The following is a 20,561-nucleotide window of genomic DNA, read 5'->3' as shown; positions in this document are numbered from 1 at the left end:
GGAACTTCGCGTTTCTCAGCAGCGCTGCGTTTTCAGCAGCAGAGAAGCGAGATTATGAACCGTCTTTTTCAACTCGTCAACAACTTTTTTAACTACTTCGTTGCGACGGTTGGGGTTCAACTTCGTGTGCGCCTGGGTCGCTACCACCAACCCCGACAGCACCGCTTCCCTTCCCTCCCGCGCTGCGTTTCCGTTAGCGCGAAAGAGGCGTGATTCTATGCAGTAGCTGGCGATCGCGCAAGGGGTTTCTCGAAAAAAATTCAAGGCCCCGCACGCTACCGCGTGCGGGGCCTTGAATAGAGGCAGTCGAATCGTCAGGCGACACGCACCTGGCGTGCGACGATCTCCATATAGTGATCGAGGTCCGGCGTCGCCTTGCCCTCTTCCTTTGCCTTATCGTCCCAGCGGCGCAGGCGCAACGCGTCTTCCGCGAACGGACGCTGCAGGAATGCCGCTGCCCCCTCTTCACTGAAGATGCCGCCCTGCAGCGCAAGGCTGCGCACCGAGTCCGGCGACAGGCTCTCGAAGTAGCCCGCGTCCGTCCGGCACAGGCAGCGCTTCGCATCGACGTGCAGCCGGATCGGCTCCAGCACCGCTTCGGTAAACAACGGCCGCAGGAACGGCAGCACGTAATACTGATGCAGATCGTCGATCCCCCGCGCGCTCGGCGTCTCGCCCTGCCGATTCAGCAAATGTCCGAGATCGTGCAGGAACGCCGCCGCGACCAGCGCCTCGTCGGCGCCCGCCTCCTCCGCCAGCAAACCGCTCTGCAACGCATGCTCCAGCTGCGTGACCGGTTCGCCGCTATAGGCCACATGGCCGTGCGCGCGATACAGCCCGTGAATCTCTTCTACCGTCAGTGCCATCCACTTACTCCCACGGCAGCGAAAACGTCTTCAGGTTCGTGAAGCTCTTCATCGCTTCCTGAACGCCTTCCTTATAGCCGAGCCCCGAATCCTTGATCCCGCCGAACGGCGACAGCTCGATCCGGTATCCGGGTACCTCCCAGACATTCACCGTCCCGACGTTCAGTTCGTTCACGAACCGCACGACCGCGGCCGTGCTGTCCGTGCAGACACCCGACGACAAACCGAATGCCGTGCCGTTGCTGATCCGGATCGCGTCGTCGATCGTGTCGAACGCGATGACGGGCGAGACGGGGCCGAAGGTCTCCTCGCGCACGATCGTCATCGACGGATCGACGTTGTCGAGCACGGTCGGCGAATAGAGCGCGCCGCGCCGCACGTTGCCGGTCAGCAGGCGCGCGCCCTGTGCGACCGCCTCGCCGACGCGCGCCTCGAACAGCCGCGCCGCCGCGTCGTCGATCACCGTGCCCATTTCGTTCGCCGGATCGAACGGATCGCCATACTTCCATGCGCGCGTCTTCTCGACGAGCAGCTCGGTGAACGCCGGGGCGATCGAGCGCTGCGCCAGGATCCGCTTGACGGCCGTGCAGCGCTGCCCCGAATTCCGGTACGAACCGAGCACCGCCAGCGACGCCGCACGGTCGAGATCGGCATCGTCGAGGACGATCAGCGGATCGTTGCCGCCGAGTTCCAGCACGATGCGCCGGTAGCCGGCGCGCGCGGCGATCGCCTTGCCGATCGACACACCGCCCGTAAAGGTAATCAGCGACGCATGCGGATGCGTGACGAGTTCGTCCGCGATTTCACGCGGGTCGCCGGTCAGCACCTGCAGCATCGGCTCGGGCAAGCCGGCCTCGTAGAGCAGGTCCGCCAGGTAGAACGCCGACAGCGGCACCTTCTCCGACGGCTTCACGATCACGCGGTTGTTGGTCGCGATCGCCGGTGCGATCTTGTGCGCGACCTGATTCATCGGGTGATTGAACGGCGTGATCGCGACGATCACGCCGTCGAGCGGCTGTCGCTGCGAGAACACGCGTCGCGCCTTGCCGTGGGGCGTCAGGTCGCACGAGAAGCTCTGCGCGTCGTCGCGCAGCGCCTCGACGGCTGCGAACTTCAGCACGTCGGCGACACGGCCGATCTCGTAGCGGGAATCCTGTTTCGACAACCCCGACTCGAGCGTGATCAGGTCGGACGCTTCCTCGGTACGCTCGCGCAGCAGCGCGGCCGCGCGCTCGAGGATCTGCGAACGCTCGTAACGCGTCAGCGCCGGCCGGTACGCCATCGCGTAATCGAACGCGGCGCGCACGTCGTCGACGCTCGCCAGCGGCGCCGTGCCGACACGCGTGCCGGTGTACGGATCAATGACGTCGAAAACGCGGTCGCGCGCTGCACGCGTGCCGCACCAGCGGAGCGCCTCGGCGCGAAACGCAGGGTGATCCTGTCGGGGATGAGCCATCATGATCCGATCCGGTTCAGCACGAAATCGAAAACGTCGAAGTTGCGCGGACGACGCGCAGGATCGTCCCGCTCGATCCGACGGTTGAACAGCAGCGGCACTTCCTGCTCGGACACGCCGCCGTGCGAACGCAGCGGCACGGTCAGGCCGGACAGATCGTGTTCGCGCTCGCGCGTGCCGAGCGTCATGTCGCGCCGCGCGATCACGACGAGATCGCCGATCCGGTCGGCCGGCAGCTCGAAGCGCGCGGCGGCTTCCGCGTTGTCGAGCACGAGTTCGACGCCATCGAGCCCGCCGACGCGCCACATCGCGTCGGTCCGGTCGACGCCGGGCGCCAGATAGACGGTCGCGAACGAGCCAAGCGCGCCGTGGTGCACGACATACGGGTCGGTGATCGGCAGGATCACGCGTGCGGCCTGCGCACCGAACCAGCCGTCGAACGCGTCCTGCAGATAGATCACGTTCGGGCGGCCCGTTGCCGGATCGTGCTTCGCGTTCATCCCGTGGTCGGCCGTGAGCCCGATCGCCCAGCCAAGCGCGTCGAGCTGCGCGAGATAGCCGTCCATCATCGAATAGAACGCGTTCGCGCCGGCGCTGCCCGGCTCGCACTTGTGCTGCACATAGTCGGTGGTCGACAGGTACATCAGGTCGACCTGGCGCGTCTGCGCGAGCCGCACGCCGGCCGCGAACACGAATTCGGACAGCGCCGCGCTGTAGACGTCCGGCGACGGCAGGCCGACCCAGTCGAGCACGTCGACGATCCCGTTCTCCGCGAGGTTGGCCTGCGCGGCCTTCTCGGCGGAGAAACAGATGCCGTTCATCTGCCAGCCGAGCAGCCGGCGCAGCTTGTCCTTCGCCGTGACGACCGCCACCCGCGCGCCGGCGTCGGACGCCGCCGCGAGCAGCGTCCCGGCGCGCAGGTAGGCCGGATCGTTCATCATCACTTCCGCGCCGCGACCGCCGTCGGCGGCCGGATCCCAGAAGTAGTTGCCGCAAATCCCGTGGACCGACGGCGGCACGCCGCAGACGATCGACAGGTTGTTCGGGTTGGTGAAGGTCGGCACGACGCAATCGGCGCGCCACGCGGTGCCTTCCGCGATCATCCGGCCGATGAACGGTGCGACGCCCGCTTCCACCGCGCGCTCGAGATAGTCGTACTCGCAGCCGTCGACGCAGACGACGACGGTCGGTTCGACCGGCAGCCGGTAACGCCGGCCGTTGACGTCGACGGAACGTCCCGCGAGTTCGGCCGATACCTTGCCCGCCTCCGGTTGCGCGCCGGGCTGCCGCAATGCGAACGCGGCGTTCATGATGCCGCCCGCTTGCCGCGCGGCACGCGCGCGGCGATCAGCAGCAGCGCCGCGAGCGACGCGCCGAGCATCAGCAGCGACAGCGCCGAGGCGGGAAGGTAATAGCCGCGTTCGACCTGGCCGATCACGACGATCGGCACGGTCGCGAACCCGGGCGGGTAGACGGTCAGCGTCGCGCCGAGCTCGCCGAGCGACAGCGCGAAGCCGAGCGCGAGGCTCGCGCGCAGCGCCGGCACGAGCTGCGGCAGCAGCACGCGGCGCAGCACCATCGCGGGCGGCGCGCCGAGGCTCGCCGCCGCTTCCCGCAGCACGGTCAGCTCCGGGCGCAGCGCGGCGGCCGCACAGCGATAGCAGAACGGCAGAATCAGCGCGAGCTGCACGAACACGACGATCGCCGCGGAACTCGACAGGTCGAGCGGCTTCTGGTGATACGCGATCAGCACCGCGAGCCCGAGCACGACGCTCGGCACGCCGTTCGGCACCATCACGACCGCGTCGACCACCGCGCCGAGGCCGCGCCGGTCCCGCCCTTCGAGCGCGAGGGCGAGCCACAGTCCGAGGATCGTGCCGATCGCCGACACGCCGAAGCCGATTTCGAGGCTCGTCAGCAGCGCGTCGTACTCCGGCGACCCGAGCCGCGCGAACCAGCGCAGGCTGTAGCCGGCCGGCAGGATCGTGCCCGACCACTGCGTCGACACGCTCGACAGTGCGACGACGACGACCGGCAGCACAAACAGCCAGAAGCAGGCGAACGCGGCCAGCGCGAGCGCCGCGCGCGACGCATGCTTGAGCAGCGTGTCGCCCCAGCCGATCTGGTGGCGTGGCACGGCTTGCCCGATACGGAATTCAGCGGACATCGTTCCCTCCCGTCGCACGCCGGTTCACCCGGCGATAAACCGCATACAGCGCCAGCGACAGCGCCAGCATCACGACCGCGCCGGCCGACGCGGTCGGCAGGTCGAGGTCGACGGTCGCGCTGCTGTAGATCGCGACCGGCAGCGTCACGAGCCGCGCACTGCCGAGCACGAGCAGGATGCCGAACTCGTTCAGCGTCAGCAGGAAGCACAGCACGGTGCCGGCGGCGATGCCCGGCCACGCGATCGGCAGCACGACACGGCGCGCGAGCATCCCGCCGGACGCGCCGAGACTGCGCGCCGCTTCGATCAGGCGCAGGTCGAGCGTCGCGAACGACGCGAGCGTCGGCCGCACGACGAACGGCGTATAGAACACGGTCTGCGCGAGAATCACGCCGGCGATGCCGAACAGGAAGTCGAGCGGCGGATTCTCGAGATGGAACAGGTGTTGCAACGCGATGCTGATCGAGCCTTGCGAGCCGTACAGGAAGATCAGCGTGAACGCGACGAGGAACGACGGGAACGCAACGTACAGTTCCAGGAAGCGCGTGACGAGCGACGCGCCCGGGAACGGCTTGAAGAACAGCAGCGCGGCCAGCAGCACGCCGAGCACCGATGCGGTGCCGGCGCTCGTGAACAGCACGCCGACGGTCGTCAGCAGCACGTTGCGCGTATCGGGGTTGCCGAAGAACGTCCGGTACGCGGCGAAACTCAGCCCGTGATCGCCGGACACGCTCAGCAGCACGAGCCGCACCAGCGGATAGACGACGAGCGGACCCAGCACGACGATCGCGAGCGCGGCGAGGTGCAGGTCGCCCATGCGCTTGCGGCGCCGCGCAGCGGCGGCATGCGCGGCGGCCGACGCGAGCACGTGCGGCGGCAGGCCGGTTTCAGGGCTCGATAAGGACGACATCGTCTGCCTCGCAATGCAGGGAAACGCGCGCACCGCGCTCGGGAGCCGCGCCGCGGCCGCGTTGCATCGTGACGCGCACGGGTTCGTCGGGTGCCGCATCGATCACGACCGCAATCGACAGGTCCGCGCCCTGCCACTCGACGGACGACACCGTGCCGTGCAGCCCGCCCGCAGCGGGCGGCATCACGGTCAGGCGCTCGGGGCGCACGCATGCCACCTTGCCGCGCACGTCATGGCGCGGATCGCCGAGCGGGAAGATCACGTGCGGCGGCAGCAGGTTGGCCGGGCCGAGATAGCGTGCGACGTAGCCGTCCTTCGGCGCGTCGTACAGCTGCTGCGGCGTGCCGAGCTGCGCGATGTGGCCGTCGCGCATCAGCAGCGCGCGGTCGGACAGCACGAGCGCGTCGTCGCGGTCGTGCGTCACGCAGACGACGGTCAGGTTCGGCAGGCGCTCGTGCAGCGCCTTCAGTTCGCTGCGCACCGACGCGCGCAGGTTGGCGTCGAGCGCCGACAGCGGCTCGTCGAGCAGCAGCACGTCCGGCTCGATCACGAGCGCGCGAGCCAGCGCGACACGCTGCTGCATCCCGCCCGACAGCTGCGCGGGCAGGTGGTGGCCGGCATCGCCGAGCTGCACGAGCTTCAGCGCGTCGGCAACGCGGCGCGTCACTTCCGACGACGCCATGCCGCGGGCGCGCAGCCCGAAAGCGACGTTCTCGAACACCGACAGGTGCGGGAACAGCGCGTAATTCTGGAACAGCAGACCGAGATTGCGCTTGTGCGGCGGCGCATAGGTCAGGTCGCGTCCGGCCACGGTCAGCGTGCCGGTCAGGCCGTCGGCCTTCACGAACCCGGCGATGAAGCGCAGCAGCGTGGTCTTGCCGCAGCCGCTCTTGCCGAGCACGGTCAAAAATTCACCGGCGCCGATCGACAGCGACAGATCTTCCAGCACCGTGCGTGCGCCGTAGCGCACGCTCAGGTGCTCGATCTGCACGCCGCCCGGCGCGCCGGACCGCAGCGTCGCTTGCGGTTCGGCGGCGCCGAATGCGCCGGGATGGGTCAAGGTGGTTTCCACCGGGTTCATCCTCTTGCTCACTAATACAGGCGGCGTGCGCCGATCACTTCGGCTTGACGACGTCGAGCTGCTTGCCCGAGCTGCCGATCACGTCCTTCTTCCAGCGCTCGATCCACACCGGCTTCTTCGCCATCACCTGGGTCCAGTCGACCGGAATCAGCTTCACGCCCGCGATCGCCTTCTTGACCGCTTCGCCGTTCTTGCCGGCCAGCGGCACGTCGGTGCGGCCCGGGATGCCGTACATGTCCGGCACCTTCGATTGCACTTCCGTCGACATCAGGTAGTCGATCAGCTTCTTGCCGACGTCCTGATTCGGGCCGCTCTTGATCAGGCCGATGCCGTACGGCAGCTGGAACGTGGTCGGCTGGTCGCCTTCCTTCGCCGCCAGGAAGATCGGCTTGACGGACAGCGCGCCGTGTTCGGCGTCGTCGAGGTCCATCTGCAGGTCGCCGTTCGCGACACTGATCTCGTTACGCGACAGCAGCACGTTCAGGTAGCCCGTGCCCTTGGTGTGGAACTTCACGCTCTGCGACAGTTTCGCGAGGTAGTCGAACGCCTTGTCCTCGCCCATCAGCGAGGTCGTCAGGATCAGCACGGCCATCCCGTCGCCGGCGGTCGCCGGGTTCGAGTACGCGACCTTGCCGGCATAGCTCGGCGACAGCAGGTCGGCGAACGTCTTCGGCTGGTTCTTCACAACGTCCGGGTTGATCGCGAACGAGAAGTAGTTATTCACGAACGTCGCCCACGTGCCGTCTTCCGCCTTCGCGATCGCCGGCACGTTCTTGTAGTTCACGCTCTGGTACGGCTGCAGCAGCCCCATCTGGCCGGCTTGCTGGATGAACGGCGGCAGCGTGACGATCACGTCCGCCTTCGGGGAATTCTTTTCGATGTTCGCGCGGTTGACGACCTCGCCGCTGCCTGCCGTCACGATGTTGACCTTGACGCCTTCCTTCTTCTCGAACGCCGGCAGCACATCGCGATAGAGGTTCTCGAGACCGTCCGCCGTATACAGCACGACCGCGTTCGCCGCATGCGCGGGCATCGCCACGCCTTGCAGCAGACCGGCGGCGCAGGCGGCCAGCGCGAGCTTGCGGAACGCGCCGACAGCGGCGCGCGAGGAATTCTGCAGTGTCATCTCACTTCTCCGTAGACGGAACACCAAACGGCCGGGGCACGATCCGGCTCCTTTTAGTCGGGCAAGCCGACAACCGGCCTGCCTCGCTGCCGCGCTGCAGGTGGTTTCGCGCGGCAAGCGAAGGATCACAGCGTTCGATGACAACGCCGTGACGAGTGCCACAATTTCCAAAAAATGACACATTTTGCCAATATCATGCAAGTCATTCAGAAATGCCGCCCCGGCGTTTCGTCCGACCTTTGCCGGAGAAAAACCATGTCCGATCCGATTCTGCTTACGCCCGGCCCGCTCACCACGTCCGCCACAACACGCCACGCAATGCAACATGACTGGGGCTCGTGGGACGCTGCTTTCAATCAGTTGACGGCCAGTGTCTGCGCGGATCTCGTCGCGATCGCAGGCGGCGGCGACGAATACGTGTGCGTGCCGATGCAAGGAAGCGGCACGTTTTCGGTCGAGGCCGCGCTCGGCACGCTGGTGCCGCGTGACGGCGTCGTGCTCGTGCCGGACAACGGCGCGTATTGCGCGCGCATCCTGAAGATCCTCGGCCGGCTCGGCATCGACGCAATCGCGTTGCCGTTCGGCGAGGACGCAGCGGTCGACCCGGCGGCGGTCGAAGCCGCGTTCGCGCGCGAGCCGCGCATCACGCATGTCGCGCTGGTGCACCTGGAAACGAGCGCCGGCATCCTGAATCCGCTCGACGCGATCGCCGCCGTGTGCCGTCGGCACGGCAAGCGGCTGATCGTCGACGCGATGAGTTCGTTCGGCGCGCTGCCGATCACGCTGGCGGACAGCGGGATCGACGCGCTGATCTCGGCGAGCGGCAAATGCCTGGAAGGCGTGCCGGGGATGGGGTTCGCGATCGTGCGGCGCGACACGCTCGACGCGTGCGAAGGCAACTCGCCGTCGCTCGCGCTCGACCTCCACGATCAGTACGCGTACCTGCGCAAGACGGGCCAGTGGCGCTTCACGCCGCCGACGCACGTGATCGCCGCGCTGCGCGCCGCGCTCGACCAGTACCTGGGCGAAGGCGGCCAGCCCGCGCGCGGTGCGCGCTATGCGGAGAACTGCCGGACGCTGGTCGAATCGATGCGTGCGCTCGGCTTCACGCCGTTCCTCGACGCCAGCGTGCAGGCGCCCGTGATCGTCACGTTCCACGCGCCCGACCATCCGGCCTACGACTTCCGCCGCTTCTACGACGCGGTGCGCGACGCGGGCTTCATCCTGTATCCGGGCAAGCTGACGCAGCTCGAGACGTTCCGCGTCGGCTGCATCGGCGCGATCGATGCGGGCGACATCCAGCGCGCGGTCGCGGCGATCGCGCAGGCAGTCGAATCGCTCGGCATCGCGGTGCAACGCGCATAAGGCGAAGGCGGCGCGCCAGCGGGCACACGGCCGGCGCGCGAACAAAAAAGCCCGGCGGCCAACCGGCCGCCGGGCGAACGCACTGGATGTGCGTGGAGCCGGTACTTACAGTTCGATCCGCTTGATGTCGCCGACGACGAAGATGTACGACAGCGCGCCGATCAGCGCGATCACGCCGATGAACACGAGCGCGCCGACGAACGAACCGGTCGATGCGACGACGAAGCCGACGACCAGCGGCGTCACGATCCCCGCAAGGTTCGCCGCGAAGTTGAAGATGCCGCCCGTCACGCCGAGCAGGCCGTCCGGCGCGATGTCCGACACGAGCGTCCAGCCGAGTGCGGCCATCCCCTGCGCGAAGAACGCAACCGACATGATCGCGATCACGGCTTCGTTGCTCTTCACATAGTTCGCGAGAATGATCGTCGACGCGAGCAGCAGGCCCGCGATGATCGGCAGCTTGCGCGCGAGGTTCGCGGACTTGCCGCGACGCAGCAGCCAGTCGGAGAAGATCCCGCCGAACATCACGCCAACCGACGCGGCGATGAACGGCATCACCGCGAAGAAGCCGATCTTCAGCCAGCCCATGTGGCGCTCGGTCGCGAGATAGGTCGGGAACCAGGTCAGGAAGAACACGAGCGTCGAGTTGCCGGCGAACTGGCCGAGGCAGATGCCCGCGAGCTGGCGCTTCTTCAGCAGCCGGCCGGCCATCGACCAGCTGAACTTCTTCTGTTCGCCCTTGCCGGCCTTGTCGGCCACTTCACCGTTGCCGCCCTTGCGCGCCCCGTGCACGAGACCACCACCCGCTTCGATGTACGCGAGTTCCTCCGAGTTCGCACCCGGATGGTTGCGCGGCTCGTGATAGAGCTTCCACCAGACGAGGCCGAACACGATGCCGACCGTGCCGACGACCCAGAACAGCGAGCGCCAGCCGAACGCACCCATCAGCGCGAACAGCACGGGGCTGAAGAATGCGAGCCCGATGTACTCGCCGACGGTATAGGTGCCGGTCGCCATCGCCCGTTCGTTCTGCGGGAACCACGTCGCGACGACGCGGCTGTTGGTCGGGAAGCACGGTGCCTCCGCGACGCCGAGGCCGAGCCGGCACGCGAGCAGCGTCCCGACGCCGGGCACGAAGCCCTGCAGGAACGTGCACAGCGACCACAGCGTCATCGACCAGTAGTAGGTGACCTTGCTGCCGAAGCGGTCGAGAAAGAGGCCGCCGGGCACCTGCGAGGCGACGTACGTCCACGAAAACGCGGAGAACATGATGCCCATCACCGCCGCGTTGATGCCGAGCTCCTTGGTGAGCTGCGGCGCAGCCACCCCCAGCACGGTACGGTCGAGATAGTTGATCATCGTGCCGATTGCAAGCAGCGCGAGAATCTTGTAGCGCGCCGACGTGCGACGGACCGCGCCGGCCGCCTGCGCGGGCGCGGCGTTCGTGTGGGTAGTGTGCTGCATGGTCGTCTCCTGGTCTCTCTTTCCAGCTAGAAATTAGGGTCAGCGCGCGACGAGCGACTGAAAGTGATCGAACATCCGCTCGTCGTCCGGCGTACGTCCGGTGAAGATCTCGAATGCGTCGACGGCCTGGTACACGGCCATTCCGCCGCCGGGCAGCGTGGCGCAGCCGGCCGCGCGCGCGGCGCGGATCAATTCGGTTTCGAGCGGGAAATACACGATGTCGGCCACCCACATCCCCGCATGGAGCAGTTCGGCCGGCAGCGGCAGGCCCGGGTGCTTGGCCATGCCGGTCGGCGTTGCATGGATCAGGCCCGTCGCGGCGTGCATCGCGGCCGCGAGATCGCTGCCCGGCGCGACCCGGGCTGCCGGGAAGCGCTGCTGCAGCTCGGCCGCGAGCGCGGTGGCGCGCGTGGCGTCGACGTCGAAAATCGTCAGTTCCGCTGCGCCCATCTGCAGGGCCGCATGCGCGACAGCCGCGCCCGCGCCGCCCGCGCCGAGCTGGACCACGCGTTCGAGCGACACGTCGGGCAACCCGCGGCGGAACGATTTCGCGAAACCCGACCAGTCGGTGTTGTGGCCGATCCGCTTGCCGTCCTTGAACAGCACGGTGTTCACCGCGCCGAGCGCGCGCGCGTCGTCCGACAGCGCGTCGAGGTGCTCGATCACGCGCTGCTTGCACGGATGCGTGATGTTGAGCCCGTTGTAGCCCATCCGCTGCGCGGCATCGAGCAGTTGCGGCAGCGCGTCGACGGTCACGCCGAGCGCGTCGAGGTCGATGCGCCGGTAGACATAGCCGAACCCCTGGCGGAAGCCTTCTTCCTCATGCATCGCGGGCGACAGCGAACCGCCGATGCCCTGGCCGATCAGGCCGATCAGAAACGACGGGCGGCTCATCGTGCGGCTCCTTGCGCGAAAAGGGTCGACAGGCGCTGCAGCGCAAACACGTAGCCTTCGGTGCCGCAGCCGCAGATCACGGCTTCGGCGACGGCCGACACATACGAGTGGTGACGGAATGCCTCGCGGCGATGCACGTTCGAGATGTGCACCTCGATCACGGGTTTCGCGATCGCGGAAAGCGCGTCGGCCAGCGCGACCGACGTGTGCGTATAGGCGGCCGGGTTGATCACGATGCCGTGCGTGTCGTGACGCGCGGCATGCAGCCAGTCGATCAGCTGGTGCTCGGCGTTCGACTGGCGGAAGTCGATCTCCAGGCCGAGCCCCTCGGCCGCCACGCGGCAGCGCTGCTCGACATCGGCGAGGGTTTCCGCGCCGTAGATATGGGGCTCGCGGGTTCCCAGCAGATTCAGGTTCGGGCCGTTCAGCACCAGCACCTTGTACTTGCTCATGATGATTTCTGCTCCAAAAACGGGGGCGGAGCGTTGCCGGCACCACCCCGTGTCAACAGGAAGTGACGCTAGTGTGCGCCGGCACGAGCACGCTGTCTTTTCGGGTTTTCGCTAATTTGTACCATCTAGTTAGTTTGTATAATTCGCCTCACTTCCCTAGTAAATTCGGGATATGGCGCGTACCCTGAATTCAATGACTGGTTCATTTGGGTCCGGTTCAGCCGACGCCACACCCCGCTCATCCGCAGGATTCGCCCATGCAGCGCTCGATCGCCACCGTGTCACTGTCCGGCACGCTCGCCGAGAAGCTCGCCGCCATCCAGGCCGCAGGCTTCGACGGTGTCGAAATCTTCGAGAACGACCTCGTCTACTTCGACGGATCGCCCGCCGACGTGCGGCGCATGGCCGCCGATCTCGGCCTCGACATCGTGCTGTTCCAGCCGTTTCGCGACTTCGAGGGCGTAAGCCCGGCCCAGCTGGCCCGCAATCTCGACCGCATCCGGCGCAAGTTCGACGTGATGCACGCGCTCGGCACCGACCGCATCCTCGTGTGCAGCAACGTATCGCCCGACACGATCGCGGACGATGCGCTGCTCGTCGACCAGCTCGGCGCGCTCGCCGAAGCCGCGCGGCAGGCCGGCGTGGTCGCCGCGTACGAGGCGCTCGCGTGGGGCCGGGTCGTGAACCGGTACAGCCACGCGTGGCAGCTCGTGAACGCGGTGAACAGCCCGCACCTCGGCCTCGCGCTCGACAGCTTCCATACGCTGTCGCTCGACGACTCGCCGGACGCGATCGCCGACATTCCGGGCGACCGGATCGCGTTCGTGCAGATCGCCGATGCACCGAAGCTCGCGATGGACGTGCTCGAATGGAGCCGCCACTACCGCTCGTTCCCCGGCCAGGGCGACTTCGACCTCGCGCGCTTCACGGCGCGCGTGATCGAGTCCGGCTATACGGGGCCGCTGTCGCTCGAGATCTTCAACGACGGCTTCCGCGCGGCGCCGACTGCGATCACGGCCGCCGACGGCCACCGCTCGCTGCTCTATCTGGAAGAACTGACGCGCACGCGGCTCACGCAGGACGGCCGCACGCCGGCCGCCGATCAGCCGCTGTTCGCGCCGCCGGCGCCGCCCGCGCACGTCGGGTTCCAGTTCATCGAATTCGCGGTCGACGCGCAGGCGGCGGCCACCGTCGGCGAGTGGCTCGGCCGGATGCGGTTCCGGCTCGCGGGCCGCCATCGGTCGAAGGACGTGACGCTGTTCCAGCACGGCGCCGCATCGATCGTGCTGAACGCCGAGCGCGACTCGTTCGCCGACGCGTTCTTCCAGCAGCACGGGTTGTCGCTGTGTGCGTCGGCGTTCAGCGTCGACGACGCGAAAGTGGCATTCGAACGCGCGGCCGGTTTCGGCTATGCGCCGTTTTCAGGGCGCGTCGGCCCGCACGAACGCGTGCTGCCGAGCGTGCAGGCGCCGGACGGCAGCCTCGAGTATTTCGTCGACGAAGCGCCGAACGCGCCGACGCTGTATGAATCGGATTTCGTGCTGACCGACATCGACGGCCCGAGCGAGGTCGGCCCGCTGACGGGCATCGACCACGTCTGCCTCGCGCTGCCGGCCGACGCGCTCGATACGTGGATCCTGTTCTTCAAGACCGCATTCGGCTTCGAGGCCGAGCGTAGCTGGCTCGTGCCCGATCCGTACGGCCTGATGCGCAGCCGCGCGGTGCGCAGCGCGGACGGCTCGGTGCGGATCGCGCTGAATGCGTCGGTCGACCGCCATACGGCCGTCGCCGAATCGCTCGACCGCTATCACGGCACGGGACTGAACCACGTGGCGTTTCGCACCGACGACATCGTGAAGACGGTCGCCTCGTTCGCGGCCGACGGCGTGCCGTTCCTGCGGATTCCGCCGAACTACTACGACGACCTCGCCGCGCGCTACGCACTGCCGGACGAACTGATCGACACGCTGAGCGCCCACCACCTGCTGTACGACCGCGACGAGCACGGCGGCGAATTCCTGCATGCGTATACAGAACTGGTCGACAACCGCTTCTCGTTCGAGATCGTCGAGCGGCGCGGCGGCTACGACGGCTACGGCGCGACCAACGCGGCCGTGCGACTCGCCGCACAGGCCCAGCGCAGAAAATAAGGGTGCGAAGGGAAATTTTCCGGGGGTCGGATCGGATGTGCAAACCGCGCCGCCCGCGGCACGGACGCACCATCGTGGTGAATCCTGCGACGCGGCCCCGCCCGGCAAGGCCGACCGCTTTCGATCCGAAACGGCCGCCCGGCGGGGGTTACATCCGGTAATGGTTGCCGCGTCGCAGCATCCGCGCCGTCGCCGCGGTTTTAAGAATCGCTTAAGTCTTCGTGGGCACCATCCGCAACCAGTACCCGATGGATATCTCGAAAAGGAGGACAGCGATGAGCGCCGTAGATGCACCCGCGGGCCGCCCGGCCGCCCCACCTGCGAAGAAGACGATGCTGCGCCGTTTGCTCAGCCATCACGAAATCGCGACGCTGCTCGTGCTGCTGCATGCACCGATCGGCGCGAATGCCAAACCCGAATTGCCGGCGCTTCAGGAAGCCGGCCTCGTCGAGATGGTCAAGCTCGACGCCGACACCGCACCGAGCTTCCGGCTCACCGAAGACGGCACGGCCGTCCTGAAAGGGCTCGGCTACCGCTGAGCCGCCGCTTTCCCGTTCCCGTCCTATCCCCGATCATTGCGGCACGCCGGCCTGGCCGGCGCGTCGCGTCACACTGCCCGGTCCTGCTGCATCAGCCGGTATTCCGTCGGCGTCACCCCCACCGTCGCCTTGAACTGGCGCGTAAACGCACTGTGATCCGTATAGCCGCATAGCGCCGCGACGTCGGTGACCTTGTCGTGCGTGACGAGCAGCGCGGTGGCCGCATCGAGCCGCGTTTTCAGCAGCACCTGGCGCGGCGTCAGGTGAAACACCTTGTGGAAGTAGCGTTCGAGCTGCGCGACCGACATCCCGGCCATCTGCGCGAGCTGCTTCAGGTTCAGCGGCTGCACGTAGTGATCCTGGATGTGCTGGACCACGTCGGCGAGCTTGCTGTAGGCCGGATGCGAACCTTCGTGCGCCTTCAGGTCGCGCGAGATGCCCGCGAGGCCGACCACCTTGCCGGCCGCGTCGCGCAGCGGCTCCTTGCAGGTCAGGCACCAGCCCGGCTGGCGGCCCGGATACAGATGCAGCTCGAGCTGGTCCATCAGTTGCTGGCCGGCGTTGATCGTCGCCATGTCCTGCTCGAAATAGGTACGGCCGAAGCGGCGCGGAAACACTTCGTCGGTCGTCTTGCCGAGCAGGTCGCGCTTGTCCTTGTAGCCGCAGCGCAGCGCCAGCGTGCGGTTGACGAGTGCGTAGCGGCCGTTCGCGTCCTTCACGAAGAAGGCGACGTCGGGCAGCGCGTCGAACACCGGTTCGAGCAGGCGGAAGTGCGCGAGCATCGCGCCGAAATCGGCATTGTCGGGCTGGTAGCGCAACGTATCGGACAAGCTCATGGGCGGTGCGGCAAGAAAGGTCGTCATCCCGGCATCTGCGAAGGGCGTGGCTGATGGCGTCGATTATAGGAGCGCACCCTCGAACGCGTCGCGGCGATCGCGGGGCGGATGATCCCGGGCGCGTGATCGGGCGTTCGCGAACGGTGGCCCGCGGGCCGCGCCGCCGATCGACGACGAGCGGACGACCGCAGGCGGTGGCGCGTAGTGCGTGGCGCGGTTGTGCGCGCAACCACCGCGCCGCTCGCGTGCCCGGCGGCGGCGATCTCGCATCGGGTCGCCGCCTGCCCGCGCGGATCTGTCGGCGCTGCCGGCGCACCGCACGGGCACCGAGACAACGCGCGCCCGAACCCGCCATCGTAAAAATGCCGACGTGTCGCGTCTTGGCGCGTTTGCGCATTCAGAATGACGATTTCAGCATATATCAGGGTTATCGACGATATGCCGAAATCGTCGCCGGCCACGCACCGAACGCGCAAGACGCGCGCATTTTCGCTACCTAGACTTCAATCAACGGTTACGAGACGACATCCCGCCACCGCGGCGCACGCCGATTCCGGCACAACCCGCGCAGCGCACGGCACACCCCGCGCGGCTTTCGCAAAGCCCTGCAAACCGATACGTCTCGCCCGGTTTACCGCACCGGCCCGCTGGCCGGCGGCGGCCCAACCACGCCATCAAGGGGAAGTGAAAGTGAAGCTGAAGGTATCGCACGTCGCGCTGGCTGCCGCCTGCGCACTGTCGGGCGCACACGCCATCGCCGCCGACGTCGTCAAGATCGGTTTCGCCGCACCGCTGACGGGGCCGCAGTCGAACTACGGCACGGACATGCAGAAGGGCGTGCAACTCGCGATCGCCGATTTCAACGCGACGCATCCGACGATCGGCGGCAAGCCGGTCACGTTCCAGCTCGACTCGCAGGACGACCAGGCCGACCCGCGCACCGGCACGACCGTCGCGCAGCGGTTGATCGACGACAACGTCCGCGGGGTCATCGGCCACTTCAACTCGGGCACGAGCATTCCGGCGTCCGACCTGTACGATCGCGCAGGGCTGCCGCAGATCTCGATGGCGACGTCGCCGCAGTACACGGCGCGCGGCTACAAGACGACCTACCGGCTACTGACGAGCGACGCGCAGGCCGGCCGCATCGTCGGCATGTATGCGGTGAAGACGCTGCACTTCAAGCGCATCGCGATCATCGACGACCGAACCGCCTACGGCCAGGGCATCGCCGACGAATTCGCGAAGGCCGTGGAAGCCGCGGGCGGCACGATCATCAAGCGCGACTTCACGAACGACAAGGCGCTCGACTTCTCGGCGATCCTGACCAACCTGAAGGGCGTCAACCCCGACGCGATCTTCTACGGCGGCGGCGATGCGCAGTCTTCCCCGATGATCCGCAAGATGCGCCAGCTCGGGATGAAGTCGGCATTCGTGACCGGCGAGATGTCGCGCTCGCCGACGTTCCTGAAGGTCGGCGGCGAAGCGGCCGAGGGTGCGATCGTCTACATGGGCGGGCTGCCGAAGGAAAAGATGCCGGGCTTCGCCGGCTACGCATCGCGCTACAAGGCGCGCTTCAATGAAGACGTGATCACCTATTCGCCGTACTCGTACGACGGCACGATCGCGCTGCTCACTGCGATGAAGGACGCGAACTCGACCGACCCGAAGGTCTATACGCCGTATCTCGGCAAGGTGTCGATCAAGGGCGTGTCAGCCCCCAGCATCGCATACGACGCGAAGGGCGACCTGAAGGATGCACCCGTGACGATCTACAAGGTCGAGCACGGCGCGTTCAAGCCGGTCGACACGATCGCCGGCAACTGATCACGCAGATCCTGTCCCGCGCGGCGCGGCAAGCGGCCCCCCCGCCTGCCGCGCCGCGTGCGTTTCGCCATCACGAAGTCCGAAGCATTCCTCGGCGCGCCCCCGCGCGCGCGCATTTCGCGCTCCTGTAGAATCCTCCCACCCGCTTTGACGCTTCGTCTCCGTCGCGCCCCATCCCGGTGCGACGGCGCGTGTCACGTGCCCTATCCGGCGCTCGGCACACGCTCGACGATGCAGGCCGCGCCTAGCCAGTCCATGCCGATAGCGGGCCCTGGAGACGCAGCACCGACAACAACATTCGAAAACCGATCGTCCTGACCATGCAAGCTTCCGAATTGAGCGGCGTGCCTCGCGCCGCCGACCGCGCACTCACGCGCAGCGACTACAAGACCCTCGGCCTCGCCGCACTCGGCGGCGCCCTCGAGTTCTACGACTTCATCATCTTCGTGTTCTTCGCGCCCGCGATCGGGCAGCTGTTCTTCCCGCACGACATTCCCGACTGGCTACGCCAGTTGCAGACGTTCGGCATCTTCGCGGCCGGCTATCTCGCGCGCCCGCTCGGCGGCGTGATCATGGCGCACTTCGGCGACCTGTTCGGCCGCAAGCGGATGTTCACGCTGAGCGTGCTGATGATGTCGGTGCCGACGCTGCTGATGGGCCTGCTGCCGACCTACGACTCGATCGGCATCTTCGCGCCGGTGTTGCTGCTGCTGTTCCGCGTGCTGCAAGGCGCGGCGGTCGGCGGCGAAGTGCCGGGCGCATGGGTGTTCGTGTCGGAGCACGTGCCGTCGCGCCACATCGGCTACGCGTGCGGCACGCTGACCGCGGGCCTCACGGCCGGCATCCTGCTCGGCTCGCTGGTCGCCGCGGGCATCAACAGCCGCTACTCGGGCGCCGAAGTGACCGCGTTCGCATGGCGCATTCCGTTCCTGCTCGGCGGCGTGTTCGGCCTGTTCTCCGTGTACCTGCGCCGCTGGCTGCACGAGACGCCGGTGTTCGCCGAGATGAAGGCGAAGAAGGCGCTCGCGGCCGAGATTCCGCTGAAGGCCGTGCTGCGCGACCACGGCCGCGCGGTGATCGTGTCGATGCTGCTCACGTGGATGCTGTCGGCGGCGATCGTCGTCGTGATCCTGATGACGCCCGCGCTGCTGCAGAAGCAGTTCCACCTGACGCCCGCGACCACGCTGTTCGCGAACAGCGTCGCGACGCTGTGCCTGACGGCCGGCTGCATCACCGCCGGCTCGCTCGCGGGCTGGATCGGCGCGAAGCGCGTGCTCGGCATCGGCGGCCTCGTGCTGGCCGCGTGCTACTACCTGCTGTTCGCGCAGGTCGCGGCCGACGCGTCGACGCTGCCGCTGTACTACGGGATCGCCGGCTTCATGGTCGGCACGATCGGCGCGGTGCCGTTCGTGATGGTCCGCAGCTTCCCGGCCGTCGTGCGCTTCTCGGGCATCTCGTTCTCGTACAACGTCGCGTATGCGATCTTCGGCGGCCTCACGCCGGTGATCGTGTCGCTGATGATGAAGTCGAATCCGCTCGCACCGGTTGTCTATGTCGCAGTGATCTGCGTGCTCGGCGCGATCGCCGTGCAGTTCTCGAAGGATGCAAAGGACCTGAAGGACGCACGCTGAACGTCGGCGCGCACGCGCCGGCGGCATGAACAAAGGGCCGAATCCCGCGGTGTGCGGGATTCGGCCCTTTTGTCTTGCTTCGGCGCGACGCCGTGCGTGCGTTCGACGCTCAGTTCAACTCAGCGCAGCGCGCCGTACGACGAACTCGGCCGGCGCAGCGCGTCGATGCTGGCGCTGCCTGCGCCGGTCACGAACAGCAGCAGGAACCCGCCGGCGATCGCGATGTTCTTCCAGAAGTGGATCACCATGTCGTGCTGGACCGCGGCGTCCGTCGCGTCCCAGAAATTGTGCCCGACCATCGCGGTCGCGACCGTATAGAACGCCATCAGCAACGCGAGCGGCTTCACCTTGTAGCCGACGATCAACAGCAGGCCGCCGAGCGCTTCGATCGTAACGACGACCGGCCCGATCACCTGCGGATAGGGTACGTTCAGCCCGTGCAGATAGCCGATGAAATCGCCATAGCCGAGCAGCTTCATCACGCCACCCCACAAGAACAACGCCGCCAGCGCCAGGCGTGCGAACAAGATGACGCCGGAATCGACGGAACGCGTCATGCCTTTCTCCTCGTATGCAATTCGGCCGCCCGCACGAGTCGCGCCCGTGCGGTCCGGGGCCGCGCGGCCCTGCTGGGCCCGCGGCAAATGGGCCAGCATAGAGGGTCTTTCCGCGCTGTCCAAGAAAAAGGTTGTAGCAAATCTTTACACTGCGGCGGCGCCGCCGGCAGGGCTGCGCCGCGAAAAACGGCGTGACGGCCATTCCCGCCGATAACGGGAACAGGCCCTATTCAGCATCGCTCAGCAGTACACCTTTCTTGAACAGGAAGCAGCCGTAGCCGCGCAACTCGCCGGTGACGATCACCGCGTACGCCTGCTGCGCGCGCTCGTAGAACGCGAAACGGTCGACACCCGCGAGCGGCACCGCGCGCCCTTCCGCACGATCGATCTCGGCCTGCACCTCGCGCTGCACCGGCGGCACCGCGGCCGGATCGCCGACGACCTCCATCCGCCACGCGGGCGTGTCGACGAACGTGTCGAGCGGCAGCACCGACAGCACCGCGCGCGCGACACGCGCCGAGTCGGCGCCGTCGATGCGCAGCGCGCGGCCGACCACCGTGTGCTCGGCGACGGATTCCGCCGGAAAATTCGCATCGCAAATCGCCACTTCATCTCCGTGGCCCATCGCGCGCAGCGCGTGCAGGATGTCGGCGTGCAGCAGCGGATCGAGATTCTTCAGCATGTCGGCAAGTCTCCGGGATCAGGAACGAATCGCATAACGTTACCCGATCCCGGACGCCGCCGGGCATGCGCGGCTCGCGTCACGACGCCGCGGCCGGCATTTCGTCGATGAAGCCCGTGACCGACTTCAGGCGGCCGGACGCGTCGACGGTGCCGAAATCCGAGCCCTTCACGATCGCCGCGCCATCGGGCGACACGAGCGCCCACGAGAAACGCAGGTGCTGGCCAAACGCGTCGACGTCGGTCGTGCGACAGAAGCGATACGCGGGGAAGCGCGCCTGCACCGACGCGATCATCGTATCGATGCCCGCGTGGCCGTCGCCGGTCATCAGCGGGTCGCGATACGCCGCGTCGCTCGCGTAGGTCGCATCGATCAGCGCGCGCCGGCGCACGACGTCGGGTTCGTTCCATGCGTCGATATAGCGGTCGATCAGGTCGGCGTGAGCGGACGGGACGGTTTGGGCGGTGTGCATACGAGGCTCCTGGTCTGGATGAAGGGAGGACAGCGCCGCGGACGTTTCAGGTTCGCGTGCCGCTATCGTCGCCGGCCTCGCGCGGG

19 protein-coding genes are annotated in these 20,561 nt (G+C 67.3%); 5 read left to right on the top strand and 14 right to left on the bottom strand.

Annotated features, from left to right (window positions below; translation table 11 throughout):
* Positions 1-314: 314 nt before the first annotated feature.
* From GEM_RS29145 to phnS, 7 genes are read right to left on the bottom strand one after another with little or no spacing between them, the layout of a single operon-like run.
* Positions 315-866, bottom strand: a complete 552-nt coding sequence (locus tag GEM_RS29145) for a phosphonate degradation HD-domain oxygenase (RefSeq protein ID WP_014901040.1) — start codon at positions 864-866, stop codon at positions 315-317.
* A gap of 4 nt (positions 867-870) precedes the next feature.
* A complete protein-coding gene (gene phnY, locus GEM_RS29140) occupies positions 871-2,325 on the bottom strand; it encodes a phosphonoacetaldehyde dehydrogenase (RefSeq protein ID WP_014901039.1) in 1,455 nt (484 codons plus the stop codon).
* Positions 2,322-3,632, bottom strand: a complete 1,311-nt coding sequence (phnA, locus tag GEM_RS29135) for a phosphonoacetate hydrolase (protein ID WP_014901038.1) — start codon at positions 3,630-3,632, stop codon at positions 2,322-2,324. The genes phnY and phnA overlap by 4 nt, the downstream gene beginning before the upstream one ends.
* On the bottom strand, positions 3,629-4,489 hold the full coding sequence (gene phnV / locus GEM_RS29130; RefSeq protein ID WP_014901037.1) for a 2-aminoethylphosphonate ABC transport system, membrane component PhnV: 861 nt from the start codon (positions 4,487-4,489) through the stop codon (positions 3,629-3,631). The genes phnA and phnV overlap by 4 nt, the downstream gene beginning before the upstream one ends.
* Positions 4,479-5,399 (bottom strand): 2-aminoethylphosphonate ABC transporter permease subunit, encoded by a 921-nt coding sequence (locus GEM_RS29125; protein WP_014901036.1) that lies wholly within the window; start codon positions 5,397-5,399, stop codon positions 4,479-4,481. Before GEM_RS29125 ends, phnV begins: the two co-directional genes overlap by 11 nt.
* Positions 5,377-6,480, bottom strand: coding sequence for a 2-aminoethylphosphonate ABC transport system ATP-binding subunit PhnT (gene phnT / locus GEM_RS29120; protein ID WP_014901035.1), 1,104 nt, complete (start codon positions 6,478-6,480; stop codon positions 5,377-5,379). The genes GEM_RS29125 and phnT overlap by 23 nt, the downstream gene beginning before the upstream one ends.
* A 34-nt stretch (positions 6,481-6,514) precedes the next feature.
* On the bottom strand, positions 6,515-7,606 hold the full coding sequence (phnS, locus tag GEM_RS29115) for a 2-aminoethylphosphonate ABC transporter substrate-binding protein (protein ID WP_014901034.1): 1,092 nt from the start codon (positions 7,604-7,606) through the stop codon (positions 6,515-6,517).
* Between the two features lie 255 nt (positions 7,607-7,861).
* Here phnS and GEM_RS29110 point away from each other — a divergent pair, with 255 nt between their 5' ends.
* Positions 7,862-8,971, top strand: a complete 1,110-nt coding sequence (locus GEM_RS29110; protein ID WP_014901033.1) for a 2-aminoethylphosphonate--pyruvate transaminase — start codon at positions 7,862-7,864, stop codon at positions 8,969-8,971.
* Between the two features lie 105 nt (positions 8,972-9,076).
* Here the strand turns inward: GEM_RS29110 and GEM_RS29105 are convergent, their stop codons facing one another.
* The 3 genes from GEM_RS29105 to aroQ are packed head-to-tail and all read right to left on the bottom strand — an operon-like array spanning position 9,077 to position 11,781.
* Positions 9,077-10,435, bottom strand: coding sequence for an MFS transporter (locus GEM_RS29105; RefSeq protein WP_014901032.1), 1,359 nt, complete (start codon positions 10,433-10,435; stop codon positions 9,077-9,079).
* 39 nt (positions 10,436-10,474) lie between these two features.
* Positions 10,475-11,329: a shikimate dehydrogenase gene (locus GEM_RS29100; protein WP_014901031.1), complete on the bottom strand. Its 855-nt coding sequence runs from the start codon at positions 11,327-11,329 to the stop codon at positions 10,475-10,477.
* Positions 11,326-11,781 (bottom strand): type II 3-dehydroquinate dehydratase, encoded by a 456-nt coding sequence (gene aroQ, locus GEM_RS29095; protein WP_014901030.1) that lies wholly within the window; start codon positions 11,779-11,781, stop codon positions 11,326-11,328. Before aroQ ends, GEM_RS29100 begins: the two co-directional genes overlap by 4 nt.
* A gap of 257 nt (positions 11,782-12,038) precedes the next feature.
* On the opposite strand from aroQ, the gene GEM_RS29090 reads away from it, so the two are divergent.
* Together GEM_RS29090 and GEM_RS29085 are read left to right on the top strand one after the other, a co-directional pair.
* Positions 12,039-13,931 (top strand): bifunctional sugar phosphate isomerase/epimerase/4-hydroxyphenylpyruvate dioxygenase family protein, encoded by a 1,893-nt coding sequence (locus tag GEM_RS29090; RefSeq protein ID WP_014901029.1) that lies wholly within the window; start codon positions 12,039-12,041, stop codon positions 13,929-13,931.
* Positions 13,932-14,206: 275 nt separating this feature from the next.
* Positions 14,207-14,470, top strand: a complete 264-nt coding sequence (locus GEM_RS29085; protein WP_014901028.1) for a hypothetical protein — start codon at positions 14,207-14,209, stop codon at positions 14,468-14,470.
* 68 nt (positions 14,471-14,538) lie between these two features.
* Here GEM_RS29085 and GEM_RS29080 read toward each other — a convergent pair whose 3' ends face one another.
* Complete coding sequence (locus GEM_RS29080; RefSeq protein WP_039318288.1) at positions 14,539-15,333, bottom strand: AraC family transcriptional regulator; 795 nt, start codon at positions 15,331-15,333, stop codon at positions 14,539-14,541.
* A 663-nt stretch (positions 15,334-15,996) separates the two neighbouring features.
* Between GEM_RS29080 and GEM_RS29075 the strand changes: the two genes are divergently transcribed.
* Positions 15,997-17,133: a branched-chain amino acid ABC transporter substrate-binding protein gene (locus GEM_RS29075; protein ID WP_014901026.1), complete on the top strand. Its 1,137-nt coding sequence runs from the start codon at positions 15,997-15,999 to the stop codon at positions 17,131-17,133.
* A gap of 320 nt (positions 17,134-17,453) precedes the next feature.
* Positions 17,454-18,764 (top strand): MFS transporter, encoded by a 1,311-nt coding sequence (locus GEM_RS29070; RefSeq protein ID WP_014901024.1) that lies wholly within the window; start codon positions 17,454-17,456, stop codon positions 18,762-18,764.
* Between the two features lie 119 nt (positions 18,765-18,883).
* Here GEM_RS29070 and GEM_RS29065 read toward each other — a convergent pair whose 3' ends face one another.
* From GEM_RS29065 to GEM_RS29055, 3 genes are all read right to left on the bottom strand, one after another.
* Positions 18,884-19,321, bottom strand: a complete 438-nt coding sequence (locus GEM_RS29065; protein ID WP_014901023.1) for a DoxX family protein — start codon at positions 19,319-19,321, stop codon at positions 18,884-18,886.
* Positions 19,322-19,547: 226 nt separating this feature from the next.
* Positions 19,548-20,003 (bottom strand): RbsD/FucU family protein, encoded by a 456-nt coding sequence (locus GEM_RS29060; protein ID WP_014901022.1) that lies wholly within the window; start codon positions 20,001-20,003, stop codon positions 19,548-19,550.
* Positions 20,004-20,082: 79 nt separating this feature from the next.
* Positions 20,083-20,475, bottom strand: a complete 393-nt coding sequence (locus tag GEM_RS29055) for a nuclear transport factor 2 family protein (protein WP_014901021.1) — start codon at positions 20,473-20,475, stop codon at positions 20,083-20,085.
* Between the last annotated feature and the right edge of the window lie 86 nt (positions 20,476-20,561).

It is taken from the genome of Burkholderia cepacia GG4 (assembly GCF_000292915.1).
GTDB lineage: Bacteria > Pseudomonadota > Gammaproteobacteria > Burkholderiales > Burkholderiaceae > Burkholderia > Burkholderia cepacia_D.
This window is presented reverse-complemented; position numbering and strand designations above follow the sequence as displayed.

What these genes read in the sequence shown, in the direction of transcription:
- GEM_RS29070 (WP_014901024.1), top strand. Translation starts at nt 17,454, where the DNA reads ATGCAAGCTTCCGAATTGAGCGGCGTGCCTCGCGCCGCCGACCGCGCA.
- GEM_RS29125 (WP_014901036.1), bottom strand. Translation starts at nt 5,399, where the DNA reads ATGTCGTCCTTATCGAGCCCTGAAACCGGCCTGCCGCCGCACGTGCTC.
- GEM_RS29055 (WP_014901021.1), bottom strand. Translation starts at nt 20,475, where the DNA reads ATGCACACCGCCCAAACCGTCCCGTCCGCTCACGCCGACCTGATCGAC.
- GEM_RS29105 (WP_014901032.1), bottom strand. Translation starts at nt 10,435, where the DNA reads ATGCAGCACACTACCCACACGAACGCCGCGCCCGCGCAGGCGGCCGGC.
- GEM_RS29060 (WP_014901022.1), bottom strand. Translation starts at nt 20,003, where the DNA reads ATGCTGAAGAATCTCGATCCGCTGCTGCACGCCGACATCCTGCACGCG.
- GEM_RS29085 (WP_014901028.1), top strand. Translation starts at nt 14,207, where the DNA reads ATGAGCGCCGTAGATGCACCCGCGGGCCGCCCGGCCGCCCCACCTGCG.
- GEM_RS29100 (WP_014901031.1), bottom strand. Translation starts at nt 11,329, where the DNA reads ATGAGCCGCCCGTCGTTTCTGATCGGCCTGATCGGCCAGGGCATCGGC.
- phnY (WP_014901039.1), bottom strand. Translation starts at nt 2,325, where the DNA reads ATGATGGCTCATCCCCGACAGGATCACCCTGCGTTTCGCGCCGAGGCG.
- GEM_RS29110 (WP_014901033.1), top strand. Translation starts at nt 7,862, where the DNA reads ATGTCCGATCCGATTCTGCTTACGCCCGGCCCGCTCACCACGTCCGCC.
- phnV (WP_014901037.1), bottom strand. Translation starts at nt 4,489, where the DNA reads ATGTCCGCTGAATTCCGTATCGGGCAAGCCGTGCCACGCCACCAGATC.
- GEM_RS29065 (WP_014901023.1), bottom strand. Translation starts at nt 19,321, where the DNA reads ATGACGCGTTCCGTCGATTCCGGCGTCATCTTGTTCGCACGCCTGGCG.
- phnT (WP_014901035.1), bottom strand. Translation starts at nt 6,480, where the DNA reads ATGAACCCGGTGGAAACCACCTTGACCCATCCCGGCGCATTCGGCGCC.
- GEM_RS29145 (WP_014901040.1), bottom strand. Translation starts at nt 866, where the DNA reads ATGGCACTGACGGTAGAAGAGATTCACGGGCTGTATCGCGCGCACGGC.
- phnA (WP_014901038.1), bottom strand. Translation starts at nt 3,632, where the DNA reads ATGAACGCCGCGTTCGCATTGCGGCAGCCCGGCGCGCAACCGGAGGCG.
- GEM_RS29090 (WP_014901029.1), top strand. Translation starts at nt 12,039, where the DNA reads ATGCAGCGCTCGATCGCCACCGTGTCACTGTCCGGCACGCTCGCCGAG.
- GEM_RS29080 (WP_039318288.1), bottom strand. Translation starts at nt 15,333, where the DNA reads ATGACGACCTTTCTTGCCGCACCGCCCATGAGCTTGTCCGATACGTTG.
- phnS (WP_014901034.1), bottom strand. Translation starts at nt 7,606, where the DNA reads ATGACACTGCAGAATTCCTCGCGCGCCGCTGTCGGCGCGTTCCGCAAG.
- aroQ (WP_014901030.1), bottom strand. Translation starts at nt 11,781, where the DNA reads ATGAGCAAGTACAAGGTGCTGGTGCTGAACGGCCCGAACCTGAATCTG.